13 protein-coding genes and 1 rRNA gene are annotated in these 17614 nt (G+C 52.9%); 4 read left to right on the top strand and 10 right to left on the bottom strand.

What is annotated here, in order from left to right:
- From BG55_RS05730 to btuB, 3 genes are all read right to left on the bottom strand, one after another.
- Nucleotides 1-230, bottom strand: a 16S ribosomal RNA gene (locus BG55_RS05730); the annotation flags it as partial.
- Between the two features lie 382 nt (nt 231-612).
- A complete protein-coding gene (gene murI, locus BG55_RS05725) occupies nt 613-1479 on the bottom strand; it encodes a glutamate racemase (RefSeq protein ID WP_034935312.1) in 867 nt (288 codons plus the stop codon).
- On the bottom strand, nt 1424-3298 hold the full coding sequence (gene btuB, locus BG55_RS05720; protein ID WP_034935309.1) for a TonB-dependent vitamin B12 receptor BtuB: 1875 nt from the start codon (nt 3296-3298) through the stop codon (nt 1424-1426). The genes murI and btuB overlap by 56 nt, the downstream gene beginning before the upstream one ends.
- Before the next feature lie 357 nt (nt 3299-3655).
- Between btuB and trmA the strand changes: the two genes are divergently transcribed.
- Nucleotides 3656-4756 carry a tRNA (uridine(54)-C5)-methyltransferase TrmA gene (trmA, locus tag BG55_RS05715; protein WP_034935307.1) on the top strand — a complete coding sequence of 367 codons (1101 nt, stop codon included), beginning with the start codon at nt 3656-3658 and terminating at the stop codon, nt 4754-4756.
- Between the two features lie 29 nt (nt 4757-4785).
- On the opposite strand, the gene BG55_RS05710 is transcribed toward trmA, so the two are convergent.
- Nucleotides 4786-5139 carry a YijD family membrane protein gene (locus BG55_RS05710; protein ID WP_034935306.1) on the bottom strand — a complete coding sequence of 118 codons (354 nt, stop codon included), beginning with the start codon at nt 5137-5139 and terminating at the stop codon, nt 4786-4788.
- Nucleotides 5140-5150: 11 nt separating this feature from the next.
- Entirely contained in the window at nt 5151-5792 is a 642-nt protein-coding gene (gene fabR, locus BG55_RS05705) for an HTH-type transcriptional repressor FabR (RefSeq protein WP_034935304.1), read from the bottom strand.
- Nucleotides 5793-5984: 192 nt separating this feature from the next.
- Here fabR and sthA point away from each other — a divergent pair, with 192 nt between their 5' ends.
- Entirely contained in the window at nt 5985-7385 is a 1401-nt protein-coding gene (gene sthA / locus BG55_RS05700) for a Si-specific NAD(P)(+) transhydrogenase (protein WP_034935302.1), read from the top strand.
- Here the strand turns inward: sthA and oxyR are convergent.
- From oxyR to argC, 5 genes are all read right to left on the bottom strand, one after another.
- Nucleotides 7368-8285 (bottom strand): DNA-binding transcriptional regulator OxyR, encoded by a 918-nt coding sequence (gene oxyR / locus BG55_RS05695; RefSeq protein ID WP_034935299.1) that lies wholly within the window; start codon nt 8283-8285, stop codon nt 7368-7370. The two genes, sthA and oxyR, sit on opposite strands and share 18 nt — an antisense overlap.
- Before the next feature lie 201 nt (nt 8286-8486).
- A complete protein-coding gene (gene argH / locus BG55_RS05690) occupies nt 8487-9860 on the bottom strand; it encodes an argininosuccinate lyase (protein WP_034935298.1) in 1374 nt (457 codons plus the stop codon).
- 87 nt (nt 9861-9947) lie between these two features.
- The gene (locus tag BG55_RS05685) at nt 9948-11162 is read right to left on the bottom strand and encodes an argininosuccinate synthase (protein ID WP_034935294.1); all 1215 of its coding nucleotides are present in this window, start codon (nt 11160-11162) and stop codon (nt 9948-9950) included.
- Nucleotides 11163-11181: 19 nt separating this feature from the next.
- On the bottom strand, nt 11182-11958 hold the full coding sequence (gene argB / locus BG55_RS05680) for an acetylglutamate kinase (RefSeq protein WP_034935291.1): 777 nt from the start codon (nt 11956-11958) through the stop codon (nt 11182-11184).
- Between the two features lie 15 nt (nt 11959-11973).
- Nucleotides 11974-12978 (bottom strand): N-acetyl-gamma-glutamyl-phosphate reductase, encoded by a 1005-nt coding sequence (gene argC, locus BG55_RS05675; RefSeq protein ID WP_034935289.1) that lies wholly within the window; start codon nt 12976-12978, stop codon nt 11974-11976.
- 181 nt (nt 12979-13159) lie between these two features.
- Between argC and argE the strand changes: the two genes are divergently transcribed.
- On the top strand, nt 13160-14311 hold the full coding sequence (gene argE, locus BG55_RS05670; RefSeq protein WP_034935287.1) for an acetylornithine deacetylase: 1152 nt from the start codon (nt 13160-13162) through the stop codon (nt 14309-14311).
- Nucleotides 14312-14669: 358 nt separating this feature from the next.
- Nucleotides 14670-17321 carry a phosphoenolpyruvate carboxylase gene (gene ppc, locus BG55_RS05665; protein WP_034935286.1) on the top strand — a complete coding sequence of 884 codons (2652 nt, stop codon included), beginning with the start codon at nt 14670-14672 and terminating at the stop codon, nt 17319-17321.
- Nucleotides 17322-17614 lie beyond the last annotated feature (293 nt).

The raw sequence follows: 17614 nt of genomic DNA, 5'->3' as shown, positions 1-17614 counted from the left end.
CATCCGATGGTGTGAGGCCCGAAGGTCCCCCACTTTGGTCTTGCGACGTTATGCGGTATTAGCTACCGTTTCCAGTAGTTATCCCCCTCCATCGGGCAGTTTCCCAGACATTACTCACCCGTCCGCCACTCGTCACCCGGGGAGCAAGCTCCCCTGTGCTACCGTTCGACTTGCATGTGTTAGGCCTGCCGCCAGCGTTCAATCTGAGCCATGATCAAACTCTTCAATTAAAAGTCTGATTTGCTTCAACTCGTGAAGCGGTGCTTAGGGAAAACGTCGTAATGAATTACGTGTTCACTCTGAGGCTTGATATTTTTTTGCATCCGGAGATGCGGATATCAATCCTGTGAGTGCCCACACAGATTGTCTGATAAATTGTTAAAGAGCGGTGCAACCGGCAGCGCTGCTGCTGTTGCGAGGTGGCGTATATTACGCGCTCCTCCTTCAGAGTCAACTTCTTTTTTAAGAGGTTTTCTCCGGCGGCTCAGCGTTGCTGAGCCTCCTGACCCGCTGGCTTCTCAGCCGCTGTTCCGTGTCAGTGGTGGCGCATTATAGGGAGTTTCTGAGAGCTGACAAGCGCTATCTGCAAATAAAATTTTGATCGCTGTTTTTTTACTCATCAGCGCCATAAAGTGATAGTTTTTCAAGCCGTTCGAAGCCATAACGCCTTAAAACGGGCATTAATTGCACTACACGCTCAGTGATATCCATGCAAAACACCAGATTGCTCTCGGCTGACTTAGCCTCAGGCGCTTCATTTTCTAACAGCCAGGCGGTGCGACGGGCAATGGCAGCAGCAGAATCAACCAGCCGGGTCCCCGGAGGCAGTACCTGACTCAGCTCATCATTTAGTAAAGGAAAATGCGTACAACCAAGCACAACCGTGTCCGGCGGTTCTTTCATTTTCAGCCAGGGTTGCAGGATACGCCTCAGCTCATCCAGGGGCACTGGTTTACCCTGCAATTTAGCCTCCGCCAGCTCAACCAGCTCCGCCGAGCCGAGCATTTCTGTTTTACACTCTCCGGCAAAACGCGATACCAGTTCATGTGTATAAGGTCGCTTCACCGTACCACGAGTGGCAAGAAGTCCCACAACACCATTACGGGTGAGACGTGCCGCCGGTTTGATCGCAGGTACGACACCAACAACGGGAAAGTTGAAGCGTTGACGCAAGGCAGGAAGAGTAACGGTACTGGCGGAATTACAGGCGATAACCACCAGTGCCAGCGGGTAGCGGCGGGTGACTGCATCAACAATTTGCAGGACGCGCTCAACAATAAACTCTTCACTTTTCTCACCGTAAGGAAAAGCCACATTATCGAAGACGTACAGATAATGAAGATCCGGCAATAGCTGCCGGATTTCATCATAGACAGAAAGCCCACCAACACCGGAGTCAAACACCAGTACCGTGGGTCGTTCTTCAGAAGGTGTAGCTGCCGCTGAGGTAATACTCCCTTCCCGGAGTTTGATAGCCATAAACTGTCTCGTAATCTTTATCGAACAGGTTAGCTATTCTACCACGAACGGTTAGCTGAGATGTGAGCGGATACGAAACAGCCAGATCCCACAGGCTGACACCCCCCAGTTTTACAGTTCGGGCCGTGTAATCTGAGTTGTAATCCTTGTCGTAACGATCGCCAAGATATTGATAGCTGACTGACCAGTCAACATCACAGATGGTGTAATCAAGCTGATACTTCAACTGCTGCCTGGCACGGCGCAGCAAAATTTCGTTGGTGTTGCCGTCACGCGCATCGACATAGTCATAAGAGAGGGCGTGGCTGACCGGGCCGGTGTCAAACGAAGCCGTCGCTTCCACCCCTTTGATAGTCGCTTTGCTGATATTGTAATAACGGAATGTGTTTGGATCGCTGTCGATAAGGTCATCAATATCATTACGATAGCCAGACAGACGCCAGTTGACGAGGCCGGTCAGACCTGCAAAACCGCCTTCCCACTGCTGACTTTTTTCCGGGGCGAGATCGCGGTTACCGTAGTTCGCGCTATATACCTGGCTCAGATTCGGTGCCTTAAATGCCGTGCCATACGATGCAAACAGACTGTAGTCATCGACAAACTCCCATGCGGCGCTGGTCTGCCAGGTGTTGTGCCAGCCGAAGGCATTATTATCATCACCCCTTACTGCGCCTTCCAGGGTCACCGGTCCCAGTTTCTGCTGAGTGGTGGCATAAATACCGGTATTACGCTGTTCCTGACCTTCACTGACGTAGTTGGTGTTTGGCCGGGAGGTTTGCCTCTGCCAGTCAACACCTGCACTGACCGTGCCGGAGTCAAGCGCAACGGTATTCCCCCATTGCAGATTGTACTGCTGCACATCATCCAGTGTCGCAGGAACGACATCACGACCCAGCCGGGGGTCATAATTATAATCTTTAGTGTGGCTGTAGCTGGCAATCAGTTGGGATGAATAACTGTCAAGATTAAAGCGCAGCCCCGTGTCCCAACTCTGACTATACAGCTGGCGGGTATCCACCAGCGCACCCGGCACACTGAAGCTCAACGACCCATCGTAAGCGGTACGATTGTCGTAACCATAGCCCCGGACAAAACCACTTAATTCGTTATTAAACTGGTGTTCGACCAGACCATAAAGTGTCTTGCTCATAAAGCCGTCACGATCTTTCTGCGCGGGATCGCCATAGATATCTGGCAAATTAGCCACCACATCATAACCTTTGGTGTAGGTGTAATTACCGGCGAGCGTTATGCGAGTATCTGTACCGGATGTCTGCTGCGTGCTGCCATCATAAGACTGGTAGCCATGCGATCCGGATCCTGCGGTCAGCGTAGTTCCCGGCTTGTCGCGCCCGGTAATAATATTCACCACGCCGCCAATCGCATCAGAGCCGTAAACGGCAGAACGTGCGCCTCGAACATATTCAATGCGCTGCACCAGTGAAACTGGGATTTGGCTCAGATCGGACGAACCACTGATTCCCGCCTGATTCAGGCGAATACCATCTATCAGCACCAGTACATGGCTGGAGTTAGTACCGCGAATAAACAGTGAACTTTGCTGGCCCAGACCACCATTTTGCGCAATATCCACACCAGGTAAACGGCGCATCACGTCCGCCAGGCTCTTTGACTGCCAGCGGTCAATCTGCTCACGGGTGACGACCGTCGTCGGAGCAAGCACGGAAGAAACGGGTTGGGCAAAACGATTAGCCGTAGTGACCAGCGTATTATCTGTAGTCTGCGCAAAACCGTGCTGCGTCCAGAGGAAAATAGCCGACATACTGAATGCCAGCGGTCTGTTTTTATTAGTCATCATTCTGAATAAACGCCCAAAAGATCATGCAGGATGCCGCAGGCACATAACGAACAGCACAGGATAATCGTGTGAAATGCGGCGGATATCCCGGCAGTATTGTGCCAGCATCACAAAGGATAAAAGCGCTGCTGTCCTTACAACGTACCCGGGAGCAATCCCACGCCGCATTGTGTCAGCTCCGGCGCTACACTGAAGCCCATAGTGATGCAGCGGCAAAACGGGGCATCTTATGTTTAAAATCAGGATAAATCCAGGTATCCACCTGAGCAGCCCCTTCACGACCTGACAACGCTGGACATTGCGTGCTGAATCCCTACAATGCGCCGGGCACAAAAGGCCATCAACCGAGGAATGACCATGACGCCCGAACAGCTGCCAACGGAACAATACGATGCACAACTCCAGCAGAAGGTAGTTCGTCTGAATGCCCTGATGGCGCCGTTTGACGCGCCTGAAACTGAAGTGTTTCGTTCCCCGGTCAGCCATTATCGTATGCGAGCGGAATTTCGGGTATGGCATGATGGCGATGATCTTTATCACATTATCTTCGATCAACATACCCGCCAGCGCATCCGTGTGGACAGCTTTCCGGCGGCCAGCGAATTAATCAATCAGCTGATGCCCCTGCTGATTAACGCTGTGCGGGACAACCCTCTGCTGCGCCATAAACTGTTTCAGGTTGATTACCTCTCCACCATGAGCAATCAGGTCCTTATCACTCTGCTTTATCACCGCACATTGACAGAAGAGTGGCAGCAGGCGGCTGTCATCCTGCGCGATACGCTGCGTGCTCAGGGCTTTGACCTGCATCTGATCGGCCGGGCGACAAAAACTAAAATCTGCCTGGATCGCGATTTTGTCGATGAATGTTTGCCGGTCGCGGGGCAGGAGATCACTTACCGTCAGGTGGAAAACAGCTTTACCCAGCCTAATGCGGCTATGAATATTCAGATGCTGGAATGGGCGCTGGAGGTGACAAAAGATGCCAGGGGCGATCTGCTGGAACTCTATTGTGGCAACGGTAATTTCTCATTAGCGCTGGCGCGCAATTTCAGGCGGGTGCTGGCGACCGAAATCGCCAAACCTTCTGTTGCCTCAGCGCAGTACAATATCGCCGTGAACAACATTGAAAATGTGCAAATAATTCGCATGGCAGCGGAAGAATTTACCCAGGCAATGAACGGTGAACGGATCTTTAACCGGCTGGAAGGTATCGATTTAAGCAGCTACCAGTGCGAGACGATTTTTGTCGATCCTCCACGTAGCGGACTGGATGCCGAAACGGTCAGAATGGTACAGGCCTATCCACGGATTCTGTACATCTCCTGCAATCCACAGACACTGTGTGAAAATCTGGCTACGCTCTCCACGACACATCAGGTTGCCCGGCTGGCTCTGTTCGACCAGTTCCCTTACACACACCATATGGAATGCGGTGTACTGCTGGTTCGTCGCTAAGCACCAGGGTGGCGACCGGCCACCCTTTGTTACTCGCTCTTGCGCGATCTGAGCTTCAGTCCTATCCAGAATACCAGCGCCACCATTAAAAGGGTGGGCACAAAATTTGACCCGAGAGCGGGGTATTCCGCCCGCACAATCGCGCTGTACAGCAAAATGCCTAACAGAAAAAACGCGGCGGCAATCGAGGGCATCCCATCAGGCATGGAACGATTAAGGTAGCGCTGATGCAGACACCAGGCCGACAGCCCAAGTGCAATCAGAGGGAACAAAGAAAACGGCACCAGCGAACTGAACAGTACCGAAAACGTTCCGTTAATCGACAATCCGGTGAGGAATGCCAGCAACAGAGTCCCTCTGTCGCGTCCAGTAGCCAGTTTCATTTCACCGTCCTTTAATCCTGAGATTCCAGCGTGCCCGCCAGTCTCTCCTGTTCACGTCGATACCAGTAGTAAGCGCCTTTCGAAATCATCCGCAGTTGCAGCACCAGTCGTTCTTCCAACTGGCGACGCTGGTCAGCATCAATATCCAGCGCTTCGGCCCCGGCGTTAAAAACAATGATGACCATCGCTTCAGCCTGCGCTTCCGTAAAGCTACGCGGCATACGGTTTTCAATCTCAAGATAATCCGCCAGTTCGGCGATAAAGTGTTGTATCTCACGGGCAACGGCCGCACGAAAGGCAGCAGATGTGCCGGAACGCTCCCGCAGCAGCAGACGGAAAGCATTGGGATTGTCACCAATAAACTCCATAAAGGTGGCAACGGAAGTACGTATTACGCTGCCCCCCCTGGCAATGCGCTGACGCGCCTGGCGCATCAGCTGGCGCAACATCAGGCCACTTTCATCGACCATTGTCAGCCCTAATTCATCTACATCACGAAAGTGACGATAGAATGACGTTGGAGCAATCCCGGCTTCGCGTGCAACTTCCCGCAGGCTCAGGCTGGCAAAGCTGCGTTCGGCACTGAGCTGACTAAATGCCGCTTCAATCAGCGAACGCCGTGTCCGTTCTTTTTGCTGCGCTCTGACGCCCATGTTTGTGCCTGTTTTAACTGCCGGAAAGGCACTATATCAAAATTTCAGCGTACAGTGCTGCCAACTTTGTGACGGCCTGTTAATCCCACACTTTGTCAAATGATAACAAAATAAGTGGTTAGAATTGGGCACCAGTCAGGTGAGATGTTAGAATATCGTTGTAAAATTGTATAATAACCAGGACGTATTGGCATGCAACAGTCTTATGATTACGATGCTATTGTGATTGGTTCAGGCCCCGGCGGTGAAGGTGCCGCAATGGGTCTGGTGAAACAGGGCGCACGCATCGCGGTTATCGAGCGTTATCACAATATTGGCGGCGGTTGTACCCACTGGGGAACCATCCCTTCAAAAGCACTCCGTCACGCAGTCAGTCGCATTATCGAGTTTAATCAAAACCCTCTCTACAGCGACCACACCCGCCTTTTGCGCTCTTCCTTTGCAGACATTCTTAACCACACTGAAAGTGTTATCAGTCAGCAAACGCGGATGCGGCAGGGCTTTTATGAGCGTAATCGCTGTGAGTTGTATCAGGGTGATGCACGATTTATTGATGCCAATACCATTGAGATAATCACCCATGATGGCACTGCCGAACGTCTGACCGCTGCAAAATTTGTCATCGCCTGTGGCTCCCGTCCTTACCGTCCTGCCGATGTGGATTTTACCCATCCACGTGTTTACGACAGCGACTCAATTCTCAATCTGCACCACGAACCGGGGCATGTGATTATTTACGGAGCCGGCGTCATTGGCTGTGAATATGCCTCAATTTTCCGTGGCCTCAATGTCAAAGTCGATTTGATTAACACCCGCGATCATCTGCTGGCCTTTCTCGATCAGGAAATTTCAGATTCACTTTCATATCACTTCTGGAACAGCGGCGTGGTTATCCGCCATAACGAAGAGTATGAAAAAATCGAAGGCGTCAGCGATGGGGTCATCATGCACCTGAAGTCCGGCAAAAAAGTCAAAGCTGACTGCCTGCTCTACGCTAATGGCCGCACCGGAAACACCGATTCACTGTCGCTGGAAAATGTCGGACTGGACGCAGACAGTCGTGGCTTGCTGAAGGTCAACAGCATGTACCAGACGGCACAGCCGCATATCTATGCAGTGGGGGACGTCATTGGTTATCCCAGCCTTGCTTCAGCTGCTTACGATCAGGGCCGCATCGCCGCTCAGGCGCTGATCAAAGGTGAAGCCAATGCTCATCTTATCGAGGATATCCCCACCGGAATTTATACCATTCCGGAGATCAGCTCCGTCGGTAAAACCGAACAGCAGCTGACGGCGATGAAAGTCCCTTATGAAGTCGGACGGGCGCAGTTCAAACATCTTGCACGGGCGCAGATCGTGGGGATGAACGTGGGCAGCCTGAAGATTCTTTTCCATCGTGAAACCAAAGAAATTCTGGGAATTCACTGCTTCGGTGAACGCGCAGCGGAAATCATTCATATTGGTCAGGCAATCATGGAGCAGAAAAACGGTGGCAACACGATTGAATATTTCGTGAATACCACCTTTAACTATCCAACGATGGCTGAAGCCTATCGCGTTGCCGCGTTAAACGGCTTAAACAGGCTGTTTTAAGCGGCTGGTCATGTAGCTCTGCATGTGTTCGCGAATAACCTCTGCCAGTTGCTCATAGCGACTGCGCAGCGGCGAACCGGGACGATAAACCAGCGCAATGGTTCGTTGAGGTTCCGGCTTGTAACACGGCAGATAGCAAATACCATCACGCGTGCGCTCTTTCGGCACCGCCAGGGCAGGCAGCAGGGTAATACCACTGCCTGCGGCGACCATATTACGCAGCGTTTCGAGGCTGGTGGCCCGGAAATGCGTATCTTCATCAGCACCAGCCTGAAAGCAGAAACCCATCGCCTGATCGCGCAGGCAGTGACCATCTTCCAGCATCAGCAACTTCTCACCGGCGAGGTCAGACATCGGTACGCGGTCGCGATCGTGCCACGGGTGGTCCTGATAAATCGCCAGACGCATTGGTTCATCAAACAGCGGGACTTCAATAAAGGCTTCCGACTCTTTGACCAGTGCGAGGATGGCACAGTCCAGCTTACCGCTGTCCAACTGGGCCAGCAGTTGCAGAGTCTGAGCCTCATGCAGATACATTTCCAGTTTAGGGAATGTCTGGTGCAGCATGGGCACAATCTGCGGCAACAGGTAGGGTCCGACCGTCGGGATCAATCCGATATGCAGCGGTCCGGACATGGCTTCTCCCTGCTGGCTGGCCATCTCTTTCAACACTTTAACTTCACGCAGGATGGTACGAGCCTGGTCCACCAGCAGTAACCCGGCCTGCGTAAATAATACCTTACGACTGGTTCGCTCCAGCAGCATCACACCCAGTTCATCTTCCAGCTTGCGGATCTGGCCACTCAGGGTGGGCTGGCTGACGTGGCAGGCGTCCGCTGCCCGGCGAAAATGCCGGTGCTCAGCCAGTGAAACCAGATACTCAAGATCACGAATGTTCATTTTATTCCTCCGGACCACGATAGTTCGCGGCGATAGATAGGATAGCAATCAACGATTAACCCTATCAAGGGCGGATAAAAATAATGAAGATCACCACAGAAAGGCGATTGCACGGAAAACAAAAAGGATCCATGAAAACATGGATCCTTTAACCAGCCCGTTCAGGCGACCGCCATATGATAAGTAAAGCTCACTGCTGTATCAGGCCAGCCGTTGTCTGGCCTGTTCGATAGCAAACCGAACCTGACCCGGCGCAACGCCACCTTTGGCATTGCGTTTATCGAGGCAGGACTGCAATGACAGAATCGGATAGACATCTTCGCCAATCACGTTGCTGAAGGTTTGCAGCTCTGACAGCGCCAGCGCTTCCAGCGCCACACCCTGATTGATTGCCGCCACCACCACTTCACCAACGATATGGTGAGCCTCACGGAACGGAACGCCCTTCGCCACCAGGTAGTCGGCCAGTTCAGTCGCATTGGCATAGCCCTGCTCTGCGGCCTCCTGGCAACGCGGACGTTTCACCTGAATACCGTCAAGCACCAACACCGCCATATGCAGACAGTCAGACCAGCTGTCCAGCGCATCAAACAAGCCTTCTTTGTCTTCCTGCATATCTTTGTTGTAAGCCAGCGGCAGACCTTTCAACGTCATCATCATGCCGGTCAGTGCCCCCTGAACGCGGCCACATTTACCGCGAATCAGCTCCAGCGCATCCGGGTTTTTCTTCTGAGGCATCAACGAAGAACCCGAAGTCACCCGGTCGGACAGCTCAACAAATCCGGACTCACCGGTATTAAAGAAAATCAGGTCTTCAGCGAAGCGAGAGAGGTGAACCATACTGATAGATGCATCCGAGAGCAGCTCAAGCACGTGATCACGGTCAGAAACCGTATCCAGGCTGTTGCGGGTAGCAGAGGCAAAGCCCAGCCAGCCCGCCAGTTGCTCACGGTCAATCTCATAGGCTGTTCCGGCAAGCGCACCGCAACCTAATGGGCTGACGTCGAGGCGCTTCAACGCATCTTCAAGACGGCTTTCATCACGGGCCAGCATCTCAACATAGGCCAGACACCAGTGGGCAAACGTCACCGGCTGGGCGCGCTGAAGATGGGTATAGCCAGGCATGACCGCATCCTGGTTTGCTTCGGCGGTAACCACCAGCGCTTGTTGCAGCTGACGCAAAGCCATCAGCAATTCGCTGACCTGGGCTTTACACCAGAGTTTCAGATCGGTCGCAACCTGATCGTTACGGCTCCGTCCGGTATGCAGTTTTTTGCCCAGAGCCCCGACCTTTTCAATCAGACGGCCTTCGACGTAGCTGTGGATATCTTCTGCGTCGCTTTCGAGGATCTGCTGTGGATTGGCACGCACTTCTTCCAGCAGCACATTCAGTGCGCTTTCCAGTTGCTGCTGCTCTTCAGAGGTCAGAACATTGACTGTGACCAGCGCTTTGGACCAGGCAACAGACCCGACGATATCCTGCTCTGCCAGACGATAATCGAAGCGCAGCGAATCGTTAAACTGTTTGAAACGTTGGTCTGCTGCCTGAGTAAACCGTCCACCCCAAAGTGCCATGTCAGTGCTCCCTTGATTTCGGAAATTAATATTGATGTTGCTTAGCGTAACAGTAAGAGCGGCGGAATCGCCGCTCTGTCAGACGGCTTATTTCTTCTCGTTCAGCGCACGGATGCGTGAAGAGAGAGAGAACAGACGGATAAAGCCGCCCGCATGACGGTGATCGTAAACCTCGTCTTCACCGAAGGTGGCGAACTCTTCTGAATAGAGGCTGTTGGCCGATTTCTTCTGAATAGCGGTGACCTGCCCTTTATACAGTTGCAGCACCACTTCACCATTTACTTCTGTGGCCAGTGACTGGGCCGCCGCCTGGATGGATTTACGCAGCGGCGCAAACCAGCGGCCATCGTACACGACGTAAGACATCTCATGGCCCAGTTGCTCACGCCATTTGAAACTGTCACGATCCAGAACTAATTGCTCAACCGCACGCAGCGCGTTAACCATGATGGTGCCGCCGGGGGTTTCGTAGCAGCCACGGGATTTAATCCCGACCAGACGGTTTTCCACGATATCAACGCGACCAACACCGTGTTTCGCACCAATCACGTTCAGTTTTTCCAGACACTGGAATGGGGATAATGATTCGCCATTCACCGCCACCACGCAGCCCTTCTCCACGGTGACCGTAACCTGCTCTGGCTGGTCAGGTGCTTCCAGCGGATCAACGGTCCACACCCAGCAGTCTTTATTCGGGGCATTCCACGGGCTTTCCAGTACGCCACCTTCGGTGGAGATGTGCCAGGCGTTTTCATCACGGCTGTAGATTTTTTCCAGTGAGGCCGTGGTGGGAATGTTACGCTCTTTCAGGTAAGCCAGCAGCGCTTCACGGGAACGCAGGTTCCACTCACGCCACGGCGCGACGACTTTCAACTGCGGTGCCAGCGCGGTGTAAGTGGTTTCAAAACGCACCTGGTCATTACCTTTACCGGTTGCACCGTGGCACAACGCATCAGCACCCACTTTCAGCGCCAGCTCAACCTGTGCTTTAGCGATAACCGGACGCGCCATTGAGGTTCCCAGCAGATAAGTGCCTTCATACAGTGCGCCCGTTTGCAGCACCGGATAGACATATTCACTGATGAACTCTTCACGCAGATCGACCACATGGCATTCAGAAGCGCCTGACTGAAGGGCTTTCTGCTCAACGCCTTCCAGATCGCCACGCTCCTGGCCGATATCCGCCACAAACGCAACCACTTCACAACCGCCGTAGTTCTCTTTCAGCCACGGAATAATGGCAGAGGTATCCAGACCGCCGGAGTAAGCCAGAACGATTTTTTTGATGCTTTTGTCTTGCATTGTCTTTTCCTTGAACCGGTTAAGCGAGGATACGGGTGCCGATGGACACGCCGTTAAATAGGGTTGGTAACTGTTCAGCATGACGCCAGCTGGCGATGTCCACCGGACGTCCCAGAGTGCGGGCTGCGTCGAGGGCAGCATTCACTTTAACAATCATACCGTCGGTAATAATGCCCTGGGCAATCAGCTGTTCCGCTTTTGCCGCCGTCATCTCTTCAATCCGCTGGCCTTTGCCGTCAAGAATACCGCTGACATCGGAGAGCAGAATCAGGTCTGCGCCCAGCGTCGACGCCAGCGCCGTTGCAGCCTGGTCAGCATTGACGTTCATCAGTTTGCCATCAATAGTGATGCCGATGGAGCTAATCACGGGCAGGAAACCGGCCGACAACAGCGTGGTAATCAGCCGTGGCGAACCTGGAGTGGCCTGACCAACGTGACCCAGTTCTTCATCAAACTGCTCAACGTTGACGCTGCCGCCATCGCCAAGACACAAACCGACCGCATCGATGCCATGTTTTTTTGACCAGGCCAGCAGCGTTTTATTCGCTGTGCCTGCCAGTGCGCCGGTGATGATGTCGATCTGGTCCGCTGGCGTTACGCGCAAACCATTTTTCTTTTTCACCGGAAGCGATAATTTTTTCATCAGCTCATCGACCAGGCAACCTCCGCCATGCACGATCAATACCGGTCGCTGATGGGATTCGCGCCAGGTGACCAGTGCGCCGAACAATTTCTCCAGCGCTTCTTCACTGTCCAGCAGTACGCCACCAAGTTTAACAATTAATGGATTGGTCATTTGATTACTCACGGATTAAATAAGTGACTGGGTTTCCGGGAAGCCGAAACGAATGTTCAGGCACTGCACAGCCTGCGATGATGCGCCTTTCAGCAGGTTATCTTCCGCTGAGACGACAATCAAATGCTCCCCTTTCACCGCAAAGCCAATATCGCAGAACGGCAGACCGACCACGCCTTTGATCGAAGGCACACCTTTTTCATATACCCGCACCAGAGGCTTATCCTGATAGGCATTGTGGAACGCTTCCGCCACATCGTCATGGGTGATGCCCGGCTTCAGACGGCAGGTGGTGGTCGCCAGAATACCACGAGGGAAATTACCCAGATGCGGTGTGAAAATTACCGGAATGCCGAGGTGCGCGGCAATTTCCGGCTGATGGCGATGGGTGAAAATACCGTAAGGTTGCAGGCTCACTTCACAGAAACTGGTGGTGACAGAGGCTTTGCGCCCTGCCCCGCTGACCCCGCTGGTGGCGTTAATCACCGGCCATTGATCAAGGTTGAGCAGGTTTGCCTCAATCAACGGCTTCAGCGCCAGCTGCGCCGCCGTCGGATAACAGCCGGGCACGGCGATTAACCGCGCTTCTTTGATCTTTTCATCTTGCCATTCAGCAAGGCCATAAACCGCTTTTTCCAGCCAGTCCAGGTGCTGATGAGGGAAACCGTAGTAGTCGGTGAAGAAACTTTCTTCGTTGACCCGAAAAGCGGCTGAAAGATCGAACACCACACAGCCGGCAGCAAGAAACTCCGGAGCAAGATCGTGACTGACCTCATGCGCCGTAGCCAGAAAAACCACATCCACTTTATCGGCAAAATCCGCCGCCTGGCTCAATGGCTGTAAAGGCAGATCAACGATACCTTTGAGTTGAGGATGAAGGTCAGAGAGTAATTTTCCTGCGTCCGGGCTTTGCGCTGAAACCGCTAAAGCGGTTATGTTCACCTGTGGATGACGATTCAGGTAAGTGGCAAGCTCCACGCCAGCATAACCACTGGCACCAACAATCAGCGTATTCAACATCAGACTGACTACCTTATAACGGTCTTAAAGTATCGGGTTGCAGCCGTTTTTTGCTGCCCCTTCGCGTTGGGCGCTAAACTTACCGGTCAGTTTCCGGTTTTCATCCTCACGCCGCTAATGTATTTTTATTCACTAATAATGCATGAATATTGATACTATCCTAACTCAAGGACTGCCAACAGTGAAGACAAAATTACCACCTTTTATCGAGCTTTACCGTGAACTGATTGCCACGCCGTCAATCAGCGCAACCGATGCCGCTCTCGATCAAAGTAATGAAACTTTAATCAGTTTGCTGGCTGGCTGGTTTGAAAGTCTGGGCTTCACCGTTGAAGTCCAGGCAGTACCGGGTACGACCCACAAATTTAATATGCTGGCCAGAACTGGCAGTGGCGCGGGTGGCCTGCTGCTGGCGGGTCATACCGATACGGTTCCCTTTGATGATGGCCGCTGGACGCGCGATCCCTTTACCCTGACTGAACACGACAACAAATTGTACGGACTGGGCACGGCCGATATGAAAGGCTTCTTCGCGTTTATTTTAGATGCCCTGCGTGACGTTGATGTTGCCACGCTCTCCAGACCGCTTTACATCCTGGCGACGGCAGATGAAGAAACAACCATGGCTGGCGCGAGATATTTTGCAGAGAGCACCGCCATTCGTCCTGATTGCGCGATCATTGGTGAACCCACCTCGTTGAAGCCCGTTCGGGCGCACAAGGGACATTTATCCCACGCCATCCGGATTCAGGGGCAGTCAGGCCACTCCAGCGACCCTTCGCGTGGCGTCAACGCGATTGAACTGATGCATGAATCTGTTACCGAATTGATGGGCTTACGTAACACGCTGAAAGAACGTTATCACCATGCAGGCTTCGCTATCCCTTATCCCACAATGAACTTTGGCCATGTCCACGGTGGTGACGCCGCTAACCGCATTTGCGCCTGCTGTGAACTGCATATGGATATTCGCCCGCTGCCGGGACTGACGCTGGACGATCTGGATGGCTTGCTCAATGAAGCGCTGGCGCCGGTAAGTGCCCGCTGGCCGGGCCGTCTGACGGTCAGTCCGTTACATCCGCCTATTCCTGGCTATGAATGCCCGCCGGATCACCAGCTGGTGCAGGTGGTCGAAAAACTTCTGGGTACGCCAACGGAAATCGTCAACTACTGTACGGAAGCTCCGTTTATCCAACAGCTGTGCCCAACGCTGGTGCTGGGGCCGGGATCAATTGAACAGGCGCACCAGCCCGATGAATATATTGATACCGCATTTATTCAACCGACCCGTGAGTTAATTACTCAGGTCGTGCAGCATTTCTGTTACCACTAGATGACATTCGGGGTATTCAACTGTGAAAACAGCAGCTTATCCCGACTTTTTGCCGCTCTTTTGAATAAGAATAACTTATCTCACTTCATGTTAGTTAAATTTCATAAATTCCCGTCATTTAGCCGCAGGATAATGCAAATTTAACTCAATTGACGAATGGAAATGAACGTGGCTAGATAAAAGGCAAAGTTATGCCATCAACAGCGACGCGCTCATAAGATTTCAGAAAGCAGGAACAGGATAACCACGCGGATTCCAGGACGCTTTTCACAGCAAAGCGAGAGGGATAAGCATCCAGCCTGCCTTACTGCGGCCTGAAAAGTGAAGAGCATTAAACAAGAAGGGTATCAGGGGCCATATGAACGAACAATATTCCGCAATGCGAAGTAATGTCAGTATGCTCGGTAAACTACTCGGGGATACTATCAAGAATGCATTAGGTGAAAACATTCTTGATCGGGTGGAAACCATCCGAAAGCTTTCAAAGTCATCCCGTGCAGGAAATGACGCTCACCGGCAGCAATTGCTGTCAACGCTGCAAAATCTCTCCAATGATGAACTGTTACCCGTCGCCCGCGCATTCAGCCAGTTTCTTAATCTGACCAACGTCGCAGAGCAGTATCATACGATTTCACCGAAAGGCGAAAGGGCTAACCATCCGGAAATGCTGACCAACGCTTTTGAGCGGCTGAAGCAACATCCCGACCTGACCGAAGAGAAAATTCGTGAAGCTATTGAGTCACTCTCTCTTGAGCTGGTGCTCACCGCTCACCCAACAGAAATCACCCGCCGAACGCTTATTCACAAGCTGGTCGAGGTGAACAGTTGCTTAAAGCAACTCGATCATAACGATCTCTCTGATTATGATCGTTCACTGATCATGCGCCGTCTGCGTCAGTTGGTGGCCCAGGCCTGGCATACCGATGAAATTCGTAAATATCGTCCCTCTCCGGTTGATGAGGCCAAATGGGGCTTTGCGGTAGTGGAAAACAGTCTGTGGGAAGGCGTACCCAACTTTCTGCGCGAGCTGAATGAACAGGTCGAAGCCTGTTTTGGCGTCAAACTGCCGGTGGATTTTGTCCCCGTGCAGTTCACCTCGTGGATGGGCGGCGATCGCGATGGTAATCCAAACGTCACAGCAAAAATAACCCGCCACGTGCTGCAACTGAGCCGCTGGAAAGCCACCGATCTTTTTCTGCGTGATATCGCCGTGCTGGTCTCCGAACTGTCGATGTCGGAATGCACGCAGGAAGTATGGGAGCTGTGCGGCAACCCCGACGCTCAGGAACCCTATCGCGAGATCATGAAAAAGCTGCGTACGCAGTTGATGAGCACGCAGGCTTATCTTGAGCAACGTCTGAAGGGAGAACGTCCGGCTCGCCCTGCCGATTTGTTGGTCAACAACGATCAGTTGTGGGACCCGCTGTATGCCTGCTATCAGTCGCTACAGGCCTGTGGGATGGGGATCATTGCCAACGGACAGTTGCTGGATACGCTGCGCCGCGTCAAATGTTTCGGCGTGCCGCTGGTGCGCATCGATATTCGTCAGGAGAGTACCCGGCATACCGATGCTATTGCCGAAGTCACCCGTTATCTGGGGCTGGGCGACTATGCCAGCTGGTCAGAAGCGGATAAACAGGCTTTCCTGATTAGCGAGCTCAATTCGAAGCGTCCGTTGCTGCCACGCAACTGGCAACCCAGCGATGAGACGCAGGAAGTGCTGGATACCTGCCGTGTCGCCGCCGAGGCTCCGAAAGGATCGGTCGCGGCCTATGTCATCTCAATGGCAAAAACGCCATCGGACGTTCTCGCCGTTCATCTGTTGCTGAAAGAAGCTGGCATCCCCTTCGCCATGCCGGTTGCTCCCCTGTTCGAAACGCTGGATGACCTGAACAACGCCAACGATGTCATGAGCCAGCTGCTCAGCATTGACTGGTATCGTGGTTTTATCCAGGGCAAGCAGATGGTAATGATTGGCTATTCTGACTCCGCCAAAGATGCCGGGGTGATGGCGGCCAGTTGGGCGCAATATCAGGCGCAGGATGCCCTGATCAAAACCTGTGAAAAAGCCGGTATCGCCCTGACTCTGTTTCACGGGCGCGGCGGCACGATTGGCCGTGGCGGCGCACCGGCTCACGCAGCGCTGCTTTCACAGCCGCCGGGCAGCCTGAAAGGTGGCCTGCGCGTCACCGAGCAGGGTGAAATGATCCGCTTTAAATATGGTCTGCCAGAGGTGACGATCAGCAGTCTGTCGCTGTATACCGGCGCTATCCTTGAAGCCAACCTGCTGCCTCCGCCAGAGCCGGAACCACAGTGGCGCGACATTATGGACCAGCTGTCGAAGGACTCCTGCGAGATGTACCGTGGCTATGTGCGCGAGCATAAAGACTTTGTGCCCTACTTCCGTTCAGCCACTCCGGAACAGGAACTGGGCAAACTGCCATTGGGTTCACGTCCGGCGAAACGCCGTCCGACCGGTGGCGTCGAATCACTGCGCGCCATTCCGTGGATCTTTGCATGGACGCAGAACCGCCTGATGCTCCCGGCCTGGTTGGGAGCCGGGGCCGCGCTGCAAAAAGCGATGGCCGCCGGTCATCAGAACCAGCTGGAAGCGATGTGCCGCGACTGGCCATTCTTCTCTACCCGGCTGGGGATGCTGGAGATGGTCTTCTCGAAAGCCGATCTGTGGCTGGCCGAATACTACGATCAACGTCTGGTCGATAAAGAGTTGTGGCCGCTGGGTAAACAGCTGCGCGATCAGCTGGATTCTGATATTAAGGCGGTGCTGACCATTGCTAACGATGCCCATCTGATGGCCGATCAACCGTGGATTGCAGAGTCCATCGCTTTACGTAATGTCTACACTGACCCGCTTAATGTGCTCCAGGCTGAACTGCTGCACCGCTCCCGCCAGCAGGAAGCCAGCGGCGGTGAGCCAGATGCACGTGTTGAGCAGGCGCTGATGGTGACCATTGCCGGTGTTGCGGCGGGGATGCGTAATACGGGCTAAGTAATATGATGCGTTTGTGTCCTGGCAGGGACACAAACGCTGCTTTTAAAATAATGTCACTTTGCCAGATGTGACTGCATGTTCTGAAAAAATTTCTATTACGCAATCACCAGCGTGTTATCAGCATCTCGTTTCATGACATCAGCCAATAAACATTAATATCATTTCCCTGCGCCATTATTTCTTTTTCAGGAAAAAGAATTTGTCTGGCTGATTTTTACTTATTACTGAAGCGGCTGCTTAAAAAGCCCAACGCCTTGTGAAATACTGATTAAAAACTGATAGTTATAATT

It is taken from the genome of Erwinia mallotivora (assembly GCF_000590885.1).
Taxonomy (GTDB): Bacteria; Pseudomonadota; Gammaproteobacteria; order Enterobacterales; family Enterobacteriaceae; genus Erwinia; species Erwinia mallotivora.
Note: the sequence above shows the minus strand (reverse complement) of the source record. Positions and strands in the feature narration are given on the sequence as shown.

Bases quoted from the DNA above. Each gene is read 5' to 3' on its own strand.
- argB (WP_034935291.1), bottom strand. From the start codon at position 11,958: ATGACCAATCCATTAATTGTTAAACTTGGTGGCGTACTGCTGGACAGT.
- argC (WP_034935289.1), bottom strand. From the start codon at position 12,978: ATGTTGAATACGCTGATTGTTGGTGCCAGTGGTTATGCTGGCGTGGAG.
- murI (WP_034935312.1), bottom strand. From the start codon at position 1,479: ATGGCTATCAAACTCCGGGAAGGGAGTATTACCTCAGCGGCAGCTACA.
- argH (WP_034935298.1), bottom strand. From the start codon at position 9,860: ATGGCACTTTGGGGTGGACGGTTTACTCAGGCAGCAGACCAACGTTTC.
- BG55_RS05685 (WP_034935294.1), bottom strand. From the start codon at position 11,162: ATGCAAGACAAAAGCATCAAAAAAATCGTTCTGGCTTACTCCGGCGGT.
- oxyR (WP_034935299.1), bottom strand. From the start codon at position 8,285: ATGAACATTCGTGATCTTGAGTATCTGGTTTCACTGGCTGAGCACCGG.
- fabR (WP_034935304.1), bottom strand. From the start codon at position 5,792: ATGGGCGTCAGAGCGCAGCAAAAAGAACGGACACGGCGTTCGCTGATT.
- ppc (WP_034935286.1), top strand. From the start codon at position 14,670: ATGAACGAACAATATTCCGCAATGCGAAGTAATGTCAGTATGCTCGGT.
- btuB (WP_034935309.1), bottom strand. From the start codon at position 3,298: ATGATGACTAATAAAAACAGACCGCTGGCATTCAGTATGTCGGCTATT.
- BG55_RS05710 (WP_034935306.1), bottom strand. From the start codon at position 5,139: ATGAAACTGGCTACTGGACGCGACAGAGGGACTCTGTTGCTGGCATTC.
- sthA (WP_034935302.1), top strand. From the start codon at position 5,985: ATGCAACAGTCTTATGATTACGATGCTATTGTGATTGGTTCAGGCCCC.
- trmA (WP_034935307.1), top strand. From the start codon at position 3,656: ATGACGCCCGAACAGCTGCCAACGGAACAATACGATGCACAACTCCAG.